Origin of the sequence: Actinoplanes sp. NPDC051343, from assembly GCF_044455125.1 — a bacterium.
Classification (GTDB): domain Bacteria; phylum Actinomycetota; class Actinomycetes; order Mycobacteriales; family Micromonosporaceae; genus Actinoplanes.
Window position 1 is genome coordinate 748,277 of the sequence record NZ_JBITEL010000001.1, and the last position, 18,516, is coordinate 766,792.

Here is an 18,516-nt window from a genome sequence, read left to right on the forward strand (position 1 = left end):
ATGAGCAGGTTGACGGCCGTCATGACCGCGGCACTCCTGGCCGTGCCGATCCACGTGGCGCCGCCGCCCGTCGGGCAGAAGCCCGTCCTCGGGTGGAGCAGCTGGAGCTTCGTGCGGCGCAACCCGACCGCGGCCGTCATCGAGGCGCAGGCCGACGCCATGAAGAAGAGCGGGCTCGGCAAGGCCGGCTTCAAATACGTCAATGTGGACGACTTCTGGTACCCGTGCCCGGGCGGCCAGGGCCCGGCCGTCGACCAGTACGGCCGGTGGGCGGTCGACACGGCCCGATTCCCCGACGGGATCAAGGCCGTGGCCGACCACGTGCACCATGACGGGTTCAAGTTCGGCATCTACGTGACCCCGGGCATCTCCAAGCAGGCGGTCGCCCAGAACTCCGCGATCGAGGGCACCCGCTATCACGCGGCCGACATCGCCACGACCGACGGGCGCGCCAACTACAACTGCGGCGGCATGGTCGGCATCGACTACGGCAAGCCGGGCGCGCAGGAGTTCATCGACTCATGGGCGGCCCAGTTCGCCGGCTGGGGCGTCGACTACCTCAAGATCGACGGCGTCGGATCATCCGACATCCCGGACGTCAAGGCGTGGTCGGACGCGCTGCACGACACCGGGCGGCCGATCCACCTCGAACTGTCCAACAGCCTCGACATCGCCGACGCGGCCACCTGGAAGCAGTACTCCAACGGCTGGCGCACCGGCGGCGACATCGAGTGCTACTGCGGTCCCGACGGGGCCAGCTTCCCCTTGACGAGCTGGGGCAGCATCAGCTCACGCTTCGACCAGGTCGCGGCGTGGCAGCCGTACGGCGGTCCGGGCGGCTACAACGACTACGACTCCCTCGAGGTCGGCAACGGCACCGGCGACGGGCTCACCTACGACGAGCGCAAGACCCAGATGAGCCTGTGGTCGCTGGCCGCCTCGCCGCTCATCCTCGGCACCGACCTCACCCACCTCGACCCGGCCGATCTGGCGCTGCTGAAGAACCACGACGTGCTCGCCGTCGACCAGGACGGCATCGACGCGGGCCGGGTCGCCAACTCCGGCAACCGGCAGGTCTTCACCAAGACCGAGAAGAACGGCGACGTGATCGTCGGCCTCTTCAACACCGGCGGCAGCACCGCGGTCGTCTCCACCGCCATGCCGGCCAAGGCGCACTATCTGCTCGACGAGCTGTGGACCCACAAGCGGACCTCGTCGGGCGGCGTGGTCTCGGCGTCCGTACCGGCGCACGGGGTCGCGCTCTATCGGGTGCGCCGCGGAGGTGACGCGCCACCCAGCACGACGGTCGCGGTGGACGGGCTGAGCTCGGTGACGGCCGGAAAGCCCGCCACCGCAACGGTTTCCTTCACCAACAACGGCTTCGACCCGGTGCAGGCCGCTCGGCTGTCGCTGACCGTGCCGAAGGGGTGGAAGGCTTCGCCGGCCACCGCGTTCGCCGGCGTGGCGCCCGGGCAGACGGTCGCCGCCCGCTTCTCGGTCACCGCCCCGGCCCCCTCGACCGTGCTGCCCACCGATGTGGTGACCGCGAACGCGGCCTACCGCTGGCATTTTGTGGTGCCGCAGACCGTCACCGCCGACACGGATGTAGTCACCGGCACGGCGATCGACCCGCCGTACCGGAGTTTCTCGTCGGCTTCCGACGCACCGGCGGTCTACGGGCAGAAGGACGACCAGATCGGGGTTTCCGGCGGCGGCGCCGACCTGTGGACCGACAACGACGACTACACCACGGTCTATCAGCCCGGCGTGGTCGGTTCGACGGCCACCGTGCAGACCGTCGTGGAGTCCCGTACGGGCCTCACGGGCTACGGCAAGGCCGGCATCCTGGTGCGCAACGACATGACGGCCTCGGGCACCGGCCCCGAAGGCGTCATCCTGTTCGCCTCCCCGGGCGGCGGCGTCCAGCTGGAGTGGGACAACAACGCCGGCACCCACATCAACGCGGTCACACCACCGAACGGGGCCATCGCGGACCGGACGCCGGTGCGGCTCAAACTCGTCCGCGACGGCTCGTTCTACACCGGCTACTACTCGACCGACGGCACCACGTGGAGCCTGGTCGGCCAGGCCGACGTGCCGGGCCAGGCCGGCACGCAGGACGCCGGCGTCTTCATCACGTCTCACACGGCGGGGACGCCAGCCCAGGCGGTCTTCTCCGGTTTCACCGTCGGCCGCGAGGGCGGCAGGCTCCTGCCGTACGAGGCGGAAGCACCCGCCAACCAGCTGACCGGAGGCGCGTCGATCGCCTCCTGCGGCAACTGCTCGGGCGGCGCCAAGGTCGGCTTCGTCGGTCCCGGCGCCACCCTGACCTTCACCGGCGTGACCGCCCCGTCGGCCGGCACCTACCCGGTCGTCGTCGCCTACCTCGACGGCTCCGACGCGGGACGGCAGGCCACGATCGCGGTGAACGGCGGCACACCCCAAGCTGTCCACTTCGCACCGACCGGCGACTTCAACACTGTCGGCACGACGACCGTCCCGCTGGCCCTGCAGGCCGGCTCCAACACGATCGAGTTCGCCAACCCGACCGACTTCACGCCGGACTTCGACCGCATTCTGGTCCCGGGGACACCCGGCTGACGGCGGCCAGCACCCGGCGCACCTCGGCCGGATCGGTGGCTTCGCGGCCCTGCAGTTCGATCGGCGCCCGCAGGTGGATCTCGGTCGCGTGGGTGGCGGCCAGGATCTCGGCGACGTTGTGGGAGCGGATGCCGCCGGCCGCGATGATGCGCAGGCGGCCGGCGGCCCGCTCCCCCAGGGCCGCTATCCGCGCTGCCCCCTTGCGCGCGGAGGCGGCCCCGCCCGATGTCAGCACGGCACCCGCGCCGAGTTCGATGACGTGGTCCAGGGCGGTCAGCTGGTCGGGAACCTCGTCGAACGCCTTGTGCACGGTCACCGGCAACGGTCCCGCCGCATCGACGACCTTCCGCAGTAACGCCCGGTCGAGGTCGCCGTCGGCGGTCAGGGCACCGGCCACGATCCCGAGGGCCAGGCCGTGCGGGTTGGGCAGGGCCCGGATCGCCGCGATGTCGGCCAGCATGACCTGCTGCTCGGTCTCGCTGACCACGAAGTCGCCGCCGCGCGGGCGGACCATGACCTTCAGAGCCGCGCGGCGAAGCGTCCGCAGGGCGACCGCGACCATACCGATGCTCGGCGTCGTGCCGCCCTGGCCGAGGTCGGCGCAGAGCTCCAGCCGGTCGGCCCCGGCCGCCTCGGCCGCCAGCGCCGACGGAACGTCGCCGACGCAGATCTCCACGACCGTCACTGATCGGACCGCAACGGGAAGTGGCAGGCCACCTTGTGCGCGGAGCCGGCCAGCGGCGGCTCGGTCCGGCAGATCTCGGCGGCCAGCGGGCACCGGGTGCGGAACCGGCAGCCGGTCGGCGGGTTCATCGCGCTCGGCAACTCGCCCTTGATGTCGACGCGCTCGCGGGTCGTCTCCTTGACCGACGGGACCGCGTCGATCAGCGCCTGCGTGTACGGGTGACGTGCCGCCCGCACGACGTCGCGGGCCGGGCCGACCTCGACGAGCTTGCCGAGGTACATGACGCCGATCCGGTCGGCCATGTAGTCGACCACCGACAGGTCGTGGCTGATGAAGACGTACGCCAGCCCGAGTTCCTTCTGCAGGTCCCGCATCAGGTTGAGTACCTGGGCCTGGATCGACACGTCGAGCGCGCTCACCGGCTCGTCACCGACGATCAGGCGTGGCTGCAGGGCCAGCGACCGGGCCAGGCCGATGCGCTGCAACTGCCCGCCGGAGAACTCGTGCGGGTACCGTTCGAGCACCCGTCGCGACAGCCCGACCTGGTCGAGCAGCGTGTTGATGCGGGCCCGCCGGGCCGGGCCGTCGCCGACGTGCTGGATCTCCAGCGGCTCGGCGAGGATCGAGTCGACGCGCATGCGCGGGTTCATGGCGGCGTAGCTGTCCTGGAACATCAGCTGTACCTGGCGGTGCATGCCGCGGCGCTCACGCCCCTTGAGACCGGCGATGTCGGTGCCGTCGAGCACGATCTGGCCCGAAGTCGGGCGCTCCAGGCCGACTGCGAGGCGGCCCAGGGTGGACTTGCCGCAGCCCGACTCACCGACCAGGCCGAACGTCTCGCCCGCGGCCACGTCGAAGGAGACGTCGGCGACCGCACTGACCTGGCCGCCGTGCGTGGGGTAGTTCTTGACCAGATTGCGGATCGAGAGGACCGGGGCCGCCTCCGCGACGATCGCCGACCGGTCGATGACCTGCCGCTCGGCGGGCGCGGCGGCCGTTTCGGCGGTCACCGGGTGGATGCAGGCGAACTCGTGGCCCTCGCCGAACAGTGGGATGTCGGCGGCCCGGCACTCGTCGGTGACGAAGCGGCAGCGGGGCGCGAACCGGCAGCCGGTCATCGGGCGGGACAGGTCCGGCGGCAGGCCCGGGATGCTGTACAGCCGTTCCCCTTCGGCGGCCTCCGGGAGGGCCTCCAACAGGGCCTCGGTGTAGCGGTGGCGCGGTGCCCGGAACAATTCGCGGGTCGTCGCGGTCTCGACCACGCGACCGGCGTACATGACGGCGACCCGGTCGGCGCGGCCCGCGATGACTCCGAGGTCGTGGGTGACCAGGACGACCGCCATCCCGAACTCTTCGCGCAGGTCATCGATGAGCTCGAGGATCTGCTTCTGGGTCGTCACGTCCAGCGCGGTGGTCGGCTCGTCGGCGATGAGCAGCTTCGGCTGGCAGATCAGGGCCATCGCGATCGCGACGCGCTGCCGCATGCCGCCGGAGAGCTCGTGCGGATAGTTGTCGACGATCTTGTCGGGCCGGGGCATGCCGACCCGGCGCAGGATCTCGATCGCGCGCTCGCGCGCCTCGGACCGGCCGGCCTTCTGGTGGATCCGCAGCGGCTCGGCAACCTGGGTGCCGATGCGCATGGTCGGGTTGAGTGAGGTCAGTGGGTCCTGGAAGACCATGCCCATGCGTACGCCACGGATCCGGCGTACCTCATCGGCCGGAAGGGATCGCAGATCCCGTCCCTCGAAATCGATCCGGCCGCCGGAGATCTGCCCTCCGGAGGGCAGCAGGCCCATGATGGACAGTGCGGTCATCGTCTTGCCGCTGCCCGATTCCCCGACCACACCGAGGGTCTCGCCCGGCATCACCCGCAGGCTGACACCGTCGAGGGCATGCACCGTGCCGTTGCGCACCGCGATGTCGGTGTCGAGATCGCGCAGCTCAAGCAGAGGTTCGGTCATCATTTTCTCCCGGAACGACGAGGGCTCAGCGCCGTCGGAGGCGGACCTCGAAGGCGTCCCGCAACCCGTCGCCGATGAAGTTGAAGGCGAGCACGATGAGGATGATGGCAATGCCGGGCGGGTAGAGCAGCCACCAGTGGCCGCTGTAGGTGTTCTCGAGCCCGTCCGAGAGCATGCCGCCCCAGTTCGTCGCCGGCGGCGGCACGCCGAGGCCGAGGAACGACAGGTAGGCGACGTAGAGGATCGCATCGGCGACCTGGAAGGTGGCGTTGACGATCACCGTGCCGATCGCGTTGGGCACGATGTGCTTGCGCACGGCCCGGCCGCCGGTGCCGCCCATCGCCCGCATCGCCTGGACGTATTCGCGGGAGCGCAGGGACAGCGCCTCGCCCCGCACCAGACGGGCCGGCCCCAGCCAGGCGAACGCGCCGATGATGATGATCAGCATCGAGATGCTCGGCGTGACGATGGCGGCCAGCAGCATGAACAGGAACAGCGACGGGATCGACATCATCGCGTCGACCACGCGCATCATCGCCGAGTCGATCCAGCCGCCGACGAAACCCGCGACTGCGCCCCAGATCGTGCCCAGGATGGTGGCGAGGATGCCGGCCAGGAGCCCGACGATGATCGAGGTCTGGCCGCCGAGCATGAGGCGGCCCAGCTGGTCGTAGCCGACGCCGTCGGTGCCCAGCGGGTGGCCCTTGCCCGGAGCCAGATGCACCTGCGTGAGATCGGTGTGCACCTGATCGGTGTGGTAGAGGAGCGGGCCGAGGAAGCAGAGGCCGGCCAGCAGCACGAAGAGGCCGACGCCGACCAGGGCCAGCCGGTTCTCGGCGAAGACACCGAGGCCTTGCCGCCAGAGCGAGCGGACCGGTTCCTCGTCCGGCGCCGCCCGTGCAGGCTCGGCCGCGGAAGGGACGATCGCCTCGGGATTGATGGTCATGAGGAGCTCCCGCGGAGACGGACCCGGGGGTCGGCGGCGGCGTAGAGCAGGTCGGCGATGAGCGAGCCGACGACCGTCGCGATCGAGATGATGAGCGTTACGCCGAGCAGGATCGGGTAGTCGCGTTTCAGCGCCGCCTGCCAGAACAGCTGTCCCATGCCGGGAAAGTTGAACAGCGACTCGACGACCAGGGCGCCGCTGAAGAGCGCGGGCAGGTACATGCCGAGCAGGCCGATGATCGGGAACAGGCCGTTGCGCAGGGTGTGCACCAGCACGACCCGCCACTCCGGCAGCCCCTTGCTGCGGGCGGTGCGGACGTAGTTCTCGTTGAGGTTGTCGACCATCGACGAGCGTACGTACCGCGAGTAGGTGGCGACCGTGACGATGGCCAGCGTGACCACCGGCAGCACCAGGCCGGCCGGGGCGGCGAGCACATCGGAGACCGTGAAGCCCTGCGGCGCCTCGGGCGGCAGGATCGGCCACTTCTGCGAGAACAGGATGATCATCATGAGACCCATGAAGAAGATCGGCGTCGCGTAGGCCAGCAGCGACAGCGAGGTGATCGTGTAGTCGGCGATCCGGTTGCGGCGTACGGCTTGGATCACGCCGAGCGGAATCGCGACGACGATCGCCAGCACGGTCGAGAACAGCGACAGCACCATCGTCTTGGGCAGGCGCTGGGTGATCGCCTCGAGCACGGACTGGTTGAGCTGGTAGGAGTAGCCGAAGTTCCCGTGCAGCAGGCGGCCCAGGTAAAGGACGTACTGCTGGAACCACGGCTTGTCATAGCCGTTGGCGTGGTTGAAGGCCGCGAGCTGGTCGAGCGTCGCGTCCTTGCCGAGGGTCGCCCGCGCGACGCCACCGGGAAGCAGATGCAGGATGAGGAAGGCGATCACCGTCACGAGTACGACGACGATGAGGGCCTGGCCCAAGCGTGTGATGAGGTACCTGACCACCGGGGCCGTTCCTCCTCCGGGTCTCGGCGGCCCGGCGTCGAGACGCCGGACCGCTTCTAAAAGAAGGTCCTACTTCCAGGACCAGTCCTGGAAGTACATGTAGTTCATCGGATCCTGCGGCTCGACGCCCTGCAATCCAGTGCGGTACGCCGAGTTCTGGTAGACCGGGTTCGGCATCCACAGCACCGGCAGGTCTTTGGCCAGGAAGTCGTTGTACGCCGTGAGCGCGCTCTGGTCGCCCGAGAACTGGGTCGCGTCGATCAGCTGGTCGGCCTGCGGGTTGCTGTAGCTGCCCAGGTTGACCGGGGCGCCGGTGGCGAACAGCCGCTCACCGCTGGCGAACGCCGGGTAGTACCAGCTGCCCTGCGAGCCGAAGAACGACATGTCCCAGGTGCACGTGGCCTCGCTCGGCTTGCAGGCCGGCGTGACGGCAACCGAGTCCGGCACCTCCTTGATGTTCAGCGTGATGCCCAGCTTCGACATCTGCGACTTGATCTCGGCGAACATCTTGGTGGTGGCGGAGAAGCCGGTCTGGCTGGTCACCGTGAAGGTCAGGGCCTGGCCGGCCGTGATGCCGGGGCCGCAGAGAGCCGGGTTCTGGCAGGTGGTCTGCCCGTCCGGGGTGACCTTCCAGCCGTGGCTGGTCAGCGCGGCCTGCGCGGCGGCCGGGTCGAACTTGTAGGCGCAGCCGCCCGCGTCGGTGGTGCCGGGCTTGGCCGGTACCGGGCCGCAGGTCGGCGCGGCCGTGTCCGACCAGATCGCTTTGCTGATGGTCGGCTGGTCGATCAGCTGCTGCAGCGCCTGCCGCAGGTAGAGCTGCTTGAACAGCGAGCCGGTCTTCGGGTTGTTGAAGTTCAGCTGGAGATAGGTGATCGACCAGCCGTACCACGGGGAGACCTGGTAGCCCTTGGACTGAAGGTAGCTCTTCTGGTCGGTGTCGGCGGCCGGGATGTAGCCGTAGTCGATCTGGCCGGCCCGCAGCACGTTGAACTCGGCGTCGTCACCGGTGAACGGCCGAAGCACGATCTTGGCCAGTTTCGGTTTGTCGGTGCCGGAATAGGTGGACTGCGCGGCCAGGGTCACCTCGCCGTTCGGCACGTACTTCTCGATCTTGAACGGGCCGCTGTTGACCTGCCAGAGCGGGTTCGAGTCGTACGTCTTGGGGTCTTTGGACGCGGCCATCAGAAAGTCGAAGACTTTTTTCGCTCCGGCCGGCGTGCTCGCCTCGTCGCCGACCGTCCCGGACGCGGAGTCCTTGTCCCAGACGTGCTGCGGCAGTGGCGTGATGCGGTTGAGCTGGTTGTCGACGAACCAGGCCGTGTTGTAGACCTTCGTGGTCGTCACGGAGAACGTCTTGTCGTCCTTGATCGTCCACTTGGCGATGTTGTCCGGGAAGCCGCCGGCCCGGTACGACGCCCACTTGTCCTTGTTGGCGCTGACCAGGTCGTACCAGAACTGGATGTCCTTCGTCGTGACCGGCTGGCCGTCCGACCACTTGTTGTCCTTCAGCGTGACGGTCAGCGTCTTGCCGCCGTCGCTGACCACCGGCGCCTGGGCCATCGACCGGGTGTCGTCGATGTTGTACTGCGCGGCACCGTCCAGCTTGTACGAGTAGAGCGAGCGGTACAGCTCTTCCCCGAAGATCGCGTTCTCGCCCTGGGTGAAGCCGGGCGCCGAGATCGGCAGGATCCAGTTCGGGGTGCGGAGCGCGACGGTCGCGGTGTCCTTCTTCGCGCTCGTGCCGCTGCTCGACGAGCCACTGTCGCCGCTGCACGCGGCCATGCTCGAGCCGAGGATGAATACGCCGCCGATCGCCAGCAGGCGCCGGGAAAGTCTGATTCTCATATTCGCTGCTCCTTGACGTCCGACGCGGTGAACTTAACCTTGCAAAAGTTTCCAGTCAACGAAACTTAGGGTCTTATTTTCGTTACTTCGGCTGTGTTACGTTCGAAGTCCGCGAAGCTCCGGACCAAAGTCGAATCAGAGCAACTTTTGATCAGGGCTCCCGGAGCGCACCCTCCCCGTGGCGCTGCGACAGACTCAGCGGCGCCGAAGGACCGCCCGACCGAGGAGAGGCCGTGCACCAACCGAACTCCGCCACCCTGCGCGAGCAGACGCTCGACCTGCTCAACAGCGGCGCGGCGACCTCCCGCAGCGACCTGGTCGAAGCACTCCGCGTCTCGCCCTCCACCGTCACCGCGGTCGTTCGCCGGCTGATCGAGGAAGGCGTCCTCCTGGAGGAGGGCGTCGGGCAGTCGACCGGCGGGCGCCGGCCACGCATCCTGCGGCTGCGCGAGATCGACGGCGTCCTCGCGGTCGCCGAGCTCGGCGGCAAGCACGCCCGGGTCGGGCTGTGCACGCCAGGCGGCGCCCTGCGAAGCACCGAGGAGGTGCCGATCGACATCGCGGCCGGCCCCTCGGTCGTCTTCAAAACCGTCGGCGAGACCTTCGCCCGGCTCCAGGCCGCGGCCGCGCCCGGCCAGCCGATCCTCGGCGTCGGCGTGGCGCTGCCCGGCCCGGTCGAGTTCCCGACCGGGCGGGTCGTCGGCCCGGCCCGCATGCCCGGCTGGAGCGGCGTCGACCCCGACGACTACCTGCGCCGCAGCTTCGGCGACGTGCAAGGACCGGTCATCGTCGACAATGACGCCAAGGCGGCCGCGATCGGCGAATACGCGACACGCGAGCTCGAACCCCGCGAGCTGAGCGGCGACATGATCTACGTGAAGGCCGGCACGGGCATCGGTGCCTGCCTGGTCAGCGACGGCCAGATCTTCCGCGGCGGCCGCGGCCTGAGTGGCGACGTGACCCACGTGCGGGTCGCCGACAGCGGCGAACTGCAGTGCTCGTGCGGCAGCCGGGGCTGCCTCGAGACCGTCGCCAGCGGCGCCGCCGTCTCGCGCCAACTGGCCGAGCAGGGCAAGCCCGGCATGAGCCTGCGCGACATCATCGTCGCGGTCGGCGACGGCGACCCAGCCGCGGTCACGCTGGTGCGCCAGGCCGGCCGCCTGCTCGGGGTGGCCCTCAGCGGCCTCGTCAACTTTCTCAACCCGAACGCCGTCGTGGTCGGCGGCGCACTGTCCAGCTTGGACGCCTACGTCGCGGCGACCCGGGGCATGCTCTACGAGCGCTGCCTGCCGTCCATCACGCAGTCCCTGACCATCGAGGCCAGCGTCGCCGGCCCGGACGCGGCCCTGACCGGTCTCGGGCACCTGCTGCGTTCCACCGTGTCCTAGGAGCAACTCATCGTGCGCATCGCCATCGGTGGCATTCACATCGAGTCCAGCACCTTCTCACCTCATCTCAGCTCCGCTGACGACTTCGAGGTCACCCGAGGCGACCGGCTGCTCTCCCGGTACGACTGGCTGACCGCGCCGTGGGCGGCGGATGTCGAGTGGGTGCCGCTGGTGCACGCGCGGGCGCTTCCCGGTGGCGCGGTCGTGCCTTCGGCTTACGAGGCGTGGGAGGCCGAGATCGCCGAGAAGCTCGCCGCGGCCGGACCGCTGGACGGCATGCTGCTCGACTTCCACGGCGCGATGAGCGTCGTCGGGCGCGACGACGCCGAGGGCGACCTGGTGACGGCCATCCGCTCGGTCCTGACCGGGACGCCGCTCATCTCGGCCGCGATGGACCTGCACGGCAACGTCTCCCGGGTGCTGTTCGACGCCTGCGACCTGATGACCTGCTACCGCACCGCGCCGCACGTCGACGTGTGGGAGACGCGCGAGCGGGCGGCTCGCAACCTGGTCGACGCCCTGCGCAGCGGGGAAAGGCCGCACAAGGCGCTCGTGCACGTGCCGATCCTGCTGCCCGGCGAGCAGACGAGCACCCGGGACGAGCCGGCGCGCGGCCTCTATGCCCGCATCCCGTCGATCGAGAGCCGGGAGGGCATCATCGACGCGGCGATCTGGATCGGCTTCGCGTGGGCCGACCAGCCGCGCTGCCAAGGGGCCGTCGTGGTCACCGGCACGTCGAAGGACGAGGTCGCCGCCGCCGCGAGCGAGCTCGGCGGTCATTTCTGGGCCGCCCGCGACGAGTTCACCTTCGTCGCGCCGACCGGGACGATGGACGAGTGCCTCGCGGCGGCGCTTTCCGAGACCGCGAAGCGCCCGTTCTTCATCAGCGACTCGGGCGACAACCCGGGCGCCGGGGGCGCCGACGACACGACGTACGCGTTGTGGCGCATGCTCGCGCACCCGGGCGTCCTGCAACGCCGTGCCGTCTTCGCCTCACTGGTCGACCCGGCCGCCGTGGCCGAGATCGCCGGCCTCCCGATCGGCTCCCCGGTCTCGGTCGCCGCCGGCGGGCGCATCGACGGTCGCGATCCCGGGCCGGTCCGTCTGGACGGCATTCTGGAAGCGGTGGCGGACGATCCCGACGGCGGCCGGTGCGTTTCCGTACGTGTCGGCGGTCTGAGCGTCTTCCTCACGTCCCGCCGCATGCAGTACCGGCTGCTGTCGTCATACCGAAATCTCGGCGTCGACGTCTCCGAAGCCGACATCGTCACCGTGAAGATCGGCTACCTCGAACCGGAGTTGTTCGAGGCGGCCGGCGACTGGCAGATGGCACTCACCCCGGGCGGCGTCGACCAGCACCTGGCCCGCCTGCCCTACGAGCACGTCGTCCGCCCGGTCTTCCCGCTCGACCGCGACTTCACCGCCGACCTCACCGTGGTGATCGCGTGACCGTCCTCGCGGTCGATGTCGGCGGCACCACCATCAAGGGCGCCGTGGTCGGGCCGGACGGCCGGATCGGGCACTCGCTCTCCGCGCCGTCGCGGGCCGACGAGGACCCGGTCAAGGCGGTCCGCACGCTCTGCGTGCAACTGAAGGACGACGCCGTACGCCTCGGGGCCGCTCCCGCCGCCATCGGCGTCGTCACGCCGGGCCTGGTAGACGAGGACGCGGGCGTGGTCCGCTATGCGGCCAACCTCAACTTCCGGGACGTGCCGTTGCGCGTCCTGATCGGCGACGACCTCGGCCTGCCGGTGGCGGTGGGCCATGACGCCCGGGCGGCGGGAATCGCCGAGGCCGTGGCCCAGGGGCTCGACGATTTCCTGCTGCTGCCGCTGGGCACCGGCATCGCCGCCGCGATCGTGGTGCGCGGCGCCCCGCTGGCCGGCTCGACCCGGGCGGCCGGCGAGGTCGGCCACATCCCGGTCTACCCGGGCGGCGAGCCGTGCAGTTGCGGGCAGCGGGGCTGCCTCGAGGTGTACGCCTCGGCCGGCGGCCTGGCCCGGCGCTACGCCCGCCTGAGCGGCCGGTCCGGCGCCGACAGCCGCGAGATCGCGGACGCGGTCGGCACCGATCCGGTCGCCCGCCAGGTTTGGGACGACGCGACTCTGGCCCTGGGGACGGCTCTGGCCACCCTGACCCTCACTCTCGACCCGGCCCGCATCGTCCTCGGCGGTGGCCTGGCCGACGCGGGCGACCTGTTCTTCGAGCCGGTCCGCGCGGCGCTCGGCAGCGCGCTCGCCTGGCGTCCCGCCCCGCCGGTCGTGCCGTCGGTCTTCGGTGCGCGAGCGGCCCTGGTCGGCGCGGCCGTGATGGCCCGTCGCGAGGCCGCCCTCGCGGTCCCCGCAGGCTGGGGCGCCCCCACCGACCGGTGAGGACGCCCGCAAATCAGTACAGGTGCGCGAGCGCCTGCTTCAGCAGCGGCCCGCGCTGGGCCGCCGGCAGCGACTTCAGCCCGAAGCCGAGCGTCACGCCGCGGGCGGTGGCCGGCGCCGCATAGGTGTGCAGGACGGTGCCCGACCGGGCCCAGCCGCCGTCCCCGGCGAAGGCACCCAGGCCGGACTCGAAGTCGGGGGTATCGGCGACGGCGCCACCGATCTGCAGCTGAGCGTCGTCGACGAACGCGCCCTTGCCGCCGGTCGAGCTGTCACTGAAGTAGTCGTTGTCGGCGTGCCGGACCGCGGCCATGCCGGTGCCGGCGAACGGCTCGTACGGACCCGCCAGACCGGTGTACGTGCCCGCCGGCCCGCGATCGGCGGGCTCACCCGTGGACCACGGCTCCGGATCTGCCGTCGAGCAGCACCGGCCGCAGATTCGGACGGGCCCGGAGGTCGAGCATCCCGCCGAGCGAGCCCGCCCGGGCGTCGTACGAGTGGTCGCCGATCCGCCCGAGCGACCAGTTGTCCTCGATGAACCGCAGCACCGAGGTCTGGTCGAGCAGCGTGTGGTCGACGTGGTTGACCCGGCTGTACGGGCTGACCACCAGCATCGGCAGGCGGGGGCCGTAGCCGCACCGGTCGTCGTATCCACCGGCGGCCGGCCGCGACCGGCACCAGGGCTGGTCGGTCGCCGGGTCGTGCGACCCGTTGACCAGCGGCGGCGCCACGTGGTCGTACCAGCCGTCGGAGTCGTCGTAGGCGATCACGACCGCGGTCGAGGCCCACTGCGGCGAGCGCTGGATCTGGTTGATCTCGCGTACCAGGAAGGCCTGCTCGTCGAGCGGATCCGAGTAGCCGGCGTGCCCGTCCTGGTATTGCGCCGCCTTGAGGTAGCTGACGGCCGGCAGGTTGCCCGCGGCCAGCGCGGCGTCGAAGTCGGTCAGGTCGTAGTTGTGGTTGGCCCGGTCGGTGTGCCCGATCGCGGCCACCGAGGTGGGCGCCAGGTGCTTCGGGTTGCTGGTCGACTTGTAGTAGGAGAACGGGTTGTGGTGCGGGCTGTAGTCGATGACCGCGTTGCCGCCGATGTTGGTGTGGGTCGCGCCGCACACCGAGTAACCGTTGGCCGTGCCGGTCGGCCGGAAGCCACCCTGGAACCAGCCCCACGTCACATGCCGGGCGTTCAGCAGGTCGCCGACGTTACGGCCGGCCAACGCCCCGAGCGCCGAGGCGGCCGTGTGGTTGCTGTCGGAGCAGTCGTCGTACGCCGGATCGGGGTCGTTGATCATCGTGCCGACGCCGTGGGCGTCGGGCGCGGCCACGGTGTAGCTGTCGGTCACCGGCTGGCCGGTCTTCGAGTCGACCGCGTGGATGCCGTGGGTGTTGCCGGAGATCAGGTTGACCGCGCCGGGCGAGGACGGCCCGTAGTTGGAGCCGAAGGAGTTGTCGCTGAGCGCGAAGTGCTGCGCGTAGTTCCACATCGCGGTGACCGTGTTGCCGTCGAAGTAGTCCATGACCAGACCGGGGCGGCCGTAGAGGATCGGCTGGCCGGTGCAGGTGCTGTGGTCGGTGAACTCGACGAACTTGTCGGCCCGGCGGCCGTCGTACGCCTTCTGCTCGTTGGTGTACGAGTGGTCCTGGTCGCAGGTGAGCGCCTGCTCGTGGGTGAGCCGCCCCGGGTTGTACGCGTTGGGGTTGTGCTTGAGGAGCTTCGGCGTCAGCCCGTTGACCGCCGGCGTGCGGGGCGCGGCCACGAACCTGGTGCCGTCGGTGTTGGCGGCCTTCGGATAGGTGCCGAAGTAGTGGTCGAACGAGATGTTCTCGTCGAAGATGACCACCACGTGCTGGATCGGCGAGCGTGCGGCGGCCACCGCGGCCGGCGCCTTCGGAGGCGCCGCAGGGTGGGGCGTGTTCCCGCCCCAGGCCGGCGTCGTCGCGGTGATTCCCAGCGCGAGCGCGGCCGCCCCGCCGGTCAGGATGCGGCGGCGACGGGTCGCAAACGGATTGATCCCCATGTATCGCACCCTAGATGAACGGCCGGTTAATGAGGCAAGACTAAGTCGTCGTGTGCCGCCATCGCGTCCTGACGCGCCGGTTCCTCGCGCAGCGCCGCGCAGGCCAGCCACTCGTCCGGGACAGCGAACGCGCCGACCAGTTCGCTCATGCGCGGGCGCAACTGCCGGAGCAGGTCGTTCACCATCGCGGTCATGCCCTTCGAGCGGGACGGCGTCAGCCGCTGGTGCTCGAGGAACCAGCCCTTGTGCGCCTCGATCGTGCTCAGTGCATAGAGGTCGCACACCTTGGACAGCAGCGGGTCGCCGGACGTCTCCACGCCCGCCACGAACGCCTCGAGCACGACCCGGTCGATGTGGGCCTGCGCGACCGCCAGCACGTGGTCCTGCACCTCGTTGAAGATGTCGAACGGCCGGTCCTTCTTCTGCGCCGCGCCCTTGCGCAGACGCCGGATCACGCCGTCCAGCAGGTGTTTCTCGCGGTCCTCGAACAGCCGCAGGTGCCAGCCGCGGTCGGTGAGCGCGACCTCCTCGTCCCGGCCGGGCACCGCGTCGACCAGGCGCTGGACGAGACCGCGGGCGGCGGTGCGCTCGAAGAACATGTCACGCACCTGCTCGGCCACGAACGTCGCCCGCCCCCAGCCGTCGAGCGAGCCGAACGCGTCCCGGTAGCCGGTGAGCAGGCCCTTGGCGACCAGTTGGAGCAGGACGGTGTTGTCGCCCTCGAAGGTGGTGAACACGTCGGTGTCGGCCTTCAGGCCGGGCAGGCGGTTCTCGGCCAGATAGCCGGCGCCGCCGAGAGCCTCGCGGCACATCTGGATCGTGCGGGTGGCGTGCCAGGTCTGTGCCGCCTTGAGGCCGGCCGCCCGCGACTCGAGCTCCCGCTGCCGGTGCTCGTCGCTCTCCGGGTCTCGCTGGACCTCATCGAGCACGGCGACCAGCTCGTTCTGGGCGAAGGTGAGCGCGTACGTGGTGGCGAGCGGGATCAGCAGTTTCCGCTGGTGGGCCAGGTAGTCGTTGAGAACGACCTCGCGATCCGCGCCCGGCACCGAGAACTGGCGGCGGACCTCGCCGTACCGCACCGCGATGGTCAGCGCGCTCTTGGTCGCCGCCGACGACGCACCGCCGACCACGACCCGCCCGCGCACCAGCGTGCCGAGCATCGTGAAGAACCGGCGCGTGTCGTTCTCGATCGAGCTGGTGTAGGTGCCGTCCGACGCCACCTGGCCATATCGGTCGAGGAGCATCTCCCGTGGCACCGTCACGTGGTCGAAACAGAGGCGCCCGTTGTCGACGCCGAGCAGCCCCGCCTTGTGCCCGTCGTCGCCGATCGTCACGCCCGGCATCGGGTCGCCGTTCTCGTCGCGGATCGGCACCAGCCACGCGTGCACGCCGTACCGCCGGCCGCCGGTGACGAGCTGGGCGAAGACGACAGCCATCCGCCCGTCGCGGGCCGCGTTGCCGATGTAGTCCTTGCGCGCCGCCTCGTGCGGCGTGTGCAGGTCGAACGTCCCCGACCCGGGATCGTAGGTGCAGGTCGTCCGCAGCTGCTGGACGTCCGAGCCGTGGCCGGTCTCGGTCATCGCGAAGCAGCCCATGAGATCGGCCGAAATGATGTCGCGCAGGTAGGCCTCGTGGTGCCGCTCGGTGCCCAGCGCCACCACGGCGCCGCCGAACAGGCCCCACTGCACGCCGGCCTTGACCATCAGAGACAGGTCGATCTGGGCGAGCATCTCGGCCGCGACTACCGATCCTCCCGGATCGGCACCACCCCCGTACGCGACGGGGAAGCCGGCCGCCACACCGGGCTCGACCGGCAGCTCGCGGATCAGCTTGGCGACCCGGTCGCGGGCCTGGTCGATGGTCTCTCCTGGCACGGCGACGAAGTGCGGCCCGGCCAGCTGCTCGCGCGCGGCTTCGCGTACGTGCGCCCACCGCCCGTCGAGGGCCTCCCGCAGACCTTTGTTACTCATGAGTAGCAACTCTACCCCCGGCAGGCCCGGACTCCCCGCTGCGCGAGGCCATCGGCGCCGACCTGAAGGGCAAGACCTCGGCAACGATCAACCTGGTCGGCGTCCTGTGCGCCCTCCTGATCAGCCACCTCGGCACCGTCATCGCGATGATCTGCTACGCCGCCGTGGCGATCGTCTGGGTCGTTCCGGACCGCCGCATCCAGCGGGTCATCATGCGGGCCGGTTCGCCGCCCGAGGCGTAGGCGATGACACCGCGCCTTGACGCCATGTAAAGATCATCTCTATATTTGCCGTCATGTCCGCTGACCTCGGTCGTGCCTATCGGCGGCTCCTTCATGCCTATCCGCGTGGTCCGCGGCGCGAGGAGTTGCTCGACACCCTGCTCGAGGCGGCTCCGGCCGACCGTCGCCGGCCCACCGTAAGAGAGAGCGTCAACCTCGTCCGGCACGGCCTGCGGGCTCGCCTGGGTTATCCGCGCAGCAAGGCGGTCGTCGTCCTGGTGTTCCTGATCGGGCTCCTCGGCGCCTACTTCGGCGGCGCCGGCGGCAGCCGGCTGGGCTGGTCGTTCGCGACCCCGGTGCCGAGCGCCGCCGCGGCCGCCGAGATCACCGGCACGGTCTTTCCCGGCCTGAAGGTGTGGGGCGGCGGCGATCCGGACGTGATCGTCCCGCAGAGCGACGGCGAGGGCGTCGAGTACGGCTACGCGACCTACTGGCTGCGGCACAACGCCGACACCCGCGACCTGAGGGGCTACGCCGCCGGCGTCCAGGATCGGCTCACCGCGGCCGGCTGGCAGATCCACGACTATGCCTATCAGCCCCCGGAAGACATGGTCGACGGCGGCCAGGACAGCAGCGTCAGTTTCTGGGCCGACCGCCCGGGCGTGATCCTCGGCTACCAGGGCAACCTGTGGACGGGCATGCCCGACTACGACAGCGACGGCGGCGTCACCGTGACCCTGCGGCGCTCGGAGCCGGCGTGGGTCAGCTTCTTCACCTGGTCGGCCGCCGCCCTCGGTTTCGCCCTGGCGTGGCTGCCGGCCGCATGGACGAGCCGCCGGTTCAGCTCCTTCGGGCTGCCGGGGCCGCTGCCGGGGATCGTCACCGGATTCATGATCTTCCTGTTCCTGCCGACGATGCTCCTCATCCCGGTTCCCGACTCCCCCGGCCGGGCGCCGTGGTGGGCCGGGCTCGAGAGCGGGTACGGCTGGCTCCCGCTCCCTCTCGTCCTGGGAGCGCTGATGGTGGTCGGCGCGGCCGGGCCGGACCTGGCCCGCGGGGTCCGGTTCGTCGGCCGCCACCCTCGGGTCGCGACCGCCGGCGGCGCCCTGATCGTGCTCGGCGTGGTGGCCGCGGCGACGCTACCAAGGGCGTTCGACAGGCCTCCGGTGTTCTCGGCTCCGCCGCCGTGCCATCCGCCGGCCGGGCCGCCGCCCGCGCCGTCCGACAGCGTGGTGGGCGACAGCCGAACGGTGCACATCTATGTCGATCCCGCCACCACCGCGCACCAGCGGGCCCTGGTCACGGCGGCGATGCGGCGGAGCTGGGCCGGTTACGACGGCGACCTCGTCTGGGACCCGGGCTCGGCCGCCTTCCGGGCCGAATACTGCCGGGGCGCGACCGTCCCGGCGGCCTCGGTCGCGAGCCTGCCCTACTTCTTCACGTTCGAACTCGATGTGCCGGCCGACTATCCCGCGCTGCTGCAGGAGGTCCAAGGCATGCCCGGCGTCGTGGCCGTCCACCGGGTGCCCGAACAGGCCGGCTGAGTTCATCTCTAC

General features: G+C 70.3%; 13 protein-coding genes. 5 read left to right on the top strand and 8 right to left on the bottom strand.

Annotation, left to right across the window (positions count from 1 at the left end; translation table 11 throughout):
- The first annotated feature begins 21 nt into the window (after positions 1-21).
- The gene (locus tag ACIA5C_RS03215; protein WP_396050691.1) at positions 22-2,601 is read left to right on the top strand and encodes an NEW3 domain-containing protein; all 2,580 of its coding nucleotides are present in this window, start codon (positions 22-24) and stop codon (positions 2,599-2,601) included.
- On the opposite strand, the gene ACIA5C_RS03220 is transcribed toward ACIA5C_RS03215, so the two are convergent.
- The 5 genes from ACIA5C_RS03220 to ACIA5C_RS03240 form a co-directional block, all read right to left on the bottom strand.
- A complete protein-coding gene (locus ACIA5C_RS03220) occupies positions 2,555-3,286 on the bottom strand; it encodes a copper homeostasis protein CutC (protein WP_396050693.1) in 732 nt (243 codons plus the stop codon). The genes ACIA5C_RS03215 and ACIA5C_RS03220 overlap by 47 nt on opposite strands.
- Positions 3,283-5,247, bottom strand: coding sequence for a dipeptide ABC transporter ATP-binding protein (locus tag ACIA5C_RS03225; protein ID WP_396050694.1), 1,965 nt, complete (start codon positions 5,245-5,247; stop codon positions 3,283-3,285). The genes ACIA5C_RS03220 and ACIA5C_RS03225 overlap by 4 nt, the downstream gene beginning before the upstream one ends.
- Before the next feature lie 25 nt (positions 5,248-5,272).
- Positions 5,273-6,193, bottom strand: a complete 921-nt coding sequence (locus ACIA5C_RS03230) for an ABC transporter permease (protein ID WP_396050695.1) — start codon at positions 6,191-6,193, stop codon at positions 5,273-5,275.
- Positions 6,190-7,149 (bottom strand): ABC transporter permease, encoded by a 960-nt coding sequence (locus ACIA5C_RS03235; RefSeq protein ID WP_396050696.1) that lies wholly within the window; start codon positions 7,147-7,149, stop codon positions 6,190-6,192. The genes ACIA5C_RS03230 and ACIA5C_RS03235 overlap by 4 nt, the downstream gene beginning before the upstream one ends.
- Positions 7,150-7,218: 69 nt before the next feature.
- Complete coding sequence (locus tag ACIA5C_RS03240; RefSeq protein WP_396052003.1) at positions 7,219-8,931, bottom strand: peptide ABC transporter substrate-binding protein; 1,713 nt, start codon at positions 8,929-8,931, stop codon at positions 7,219-7,221.
- A gap of 296 nt (positions 8,932-9,227) precedes the next feature.
- Here ACIA5C_RS03240 and ACIA5C_RS03245 point away from each other — a divergent pair, with 296 nt between their 5' ends.
- From ACIA5C_RS03245 to ACIA5C_RS03255, 3 genes are read left to right on the top strand one after another with little or no spacing between them, the layout of a single operon-like run.
- Complete coding sequence (locus tag ACIA5C_RS03245) at positions 9,228-10,382, top strand: ROK family protein (RefSeq protein ID WP_396050698.1); 1,155 nt, start codon at positions 9,228-9,230, stop codon at positions 10,380-10,382.
- Positions 10,383-10,391: 9 nt separating this feature from the next.
- Entirely contained in the window at positions 10,392-11,831 is a 1,440-nt protein-coding gene (locus ACIA5C_RS03250; protein WP_396052005.1) for a M81 family metallopeptidase, read from the top strand.
- Positions 11,828-12,754, top strand: coding sequence for an ROK family protein (locus ACIA5C_RS03255; protein WP_396050699.1), 927 nt, complete (start codon positions 11,828-11,830; stop codon positions 12,752-12,754). The genes ACIA5C_RS03250 and ACIA5C_RS03255 overlap by 4 nt, the downstream gene beginning before the upstream one ends.
- Before the next feature lie 13 nt (positions 12,755-12,767).
- Here the strand turns inward: ACIA5C_RS03255 and ACIA5C_RS03260 are convergent, their stop codons facing one another.
- The 3 genes from ACIA5C_RS03260 to ACIA5C_RS03270 form a co-directional block, all read right to left on the bottom strand.
- Positions 12,768-13,067, bottom strand: a complete 300-nt coding sequence (locus tag ACIA5C_RS03260; protein ID WP_396050701.1) for a hypothetical protein — start codon at positions 13,065-13,067, stop codon at positions 12,768-12,770.
- Between the two features lie 73 nt (positions 13,068-13,140).
- Positions 13,141-14,769, bottom strand: a complete 1,629-nt coding sequence (locus ACIA5C_RS03265) for a phospholipase C (RefSeq protein WP_396050702.1) — start codon at positions 14,767-14,769, stop codon at positions 13,141-13,143.
- 26 nt (positions 14,770-14,795) lie between these two features.
- Entirely contained in the window at positions 14,796-16,739 is a 1,944-nt protein-coding gene (locus ACIA5C_RS03270; protein ID WP_396050704.1) for an acyl-CoA dehydrogenase, read from the bottom strand.
- A 295-nt stretch (positions 16,740-17,034) separates the two neighbouring features.
- Between ACIA5C_RS03270 and ACIA5C_RS03275 the strand changes: the two genes are divergently transcribed.
- A complete protein-coding gene (locus ACIA5C_RS03275; protein ID WP_396050705.1) occupies positions 17,035-18,504 on the top strand; it encodes a hypothetical protein in 1,470 nt (489 codons plus the stop codon).
- The last annotated feature ends 12 nt before the right edge of the window (positions 18,505-18,516 follow it).

Bases quoted from the DNA above. Each gene is read 5' to 3' on its own strand.
- ACIA5C_RS03240 (WP_396052003.1), bottom strand. From the start codon at position 8,931: ATGGCCGCGTGCAGCGGCGACAGTGGCTCGTCGAGCAGCGGCACGAGC.
- ACIA5C_RS03215 (WP_396050691.1), top strand. From the start codon at position 22: ATGACCGCGGCACTCCTGGCCGTGCCGATCCACGTGGCGCCGCCGCCC.
- ACIA5C_RS03270 (WP_396050704.1), bottom strand. From the start codon at position 16,739: ATGAGTAACAAAGGTCTGCGGGAGGCCCTCGACGGGCGGTGGGCGCAC.
- ACIA5C_RS03275 (WP_396050705.1), top strand. From the start codon at position 17,035: ATGTCCGCTGACCTCGGTCGTGCCTATCGGCGGCTCCTTCATGCCTAT.
- ACIA5C_RS03230 (WP_396050695.1), bottom strand. From the start codon at position 6,193: ATGACCATCAATCCCGAGGCGATCGTCCCTTCCGCGGCCGAGCCTGCA.
- ACIA5C_RS03225 (WP_396050694.1), bottom strand. From the start codon at position 5,247: ATGACCGAACCTCTGCTTGAGCTGCGCGATCTCGACACCGACATCGCG.
- ACIA5C_RS03260 (WP_396050701.1), bottom strand. From the start codon at position 13,067: ATGGCCGCGGTCCGGCACGCCGACAACGACTACTTCAGTGACAGCTCG.
- ACIA5C_RS03265 (WP_396050702.1), bottom strand. From the start codon at position 14,769: ATGGGGATCAATCCGTTTGCGACCCGTCGCCGCCGCATCCTGACCGGC.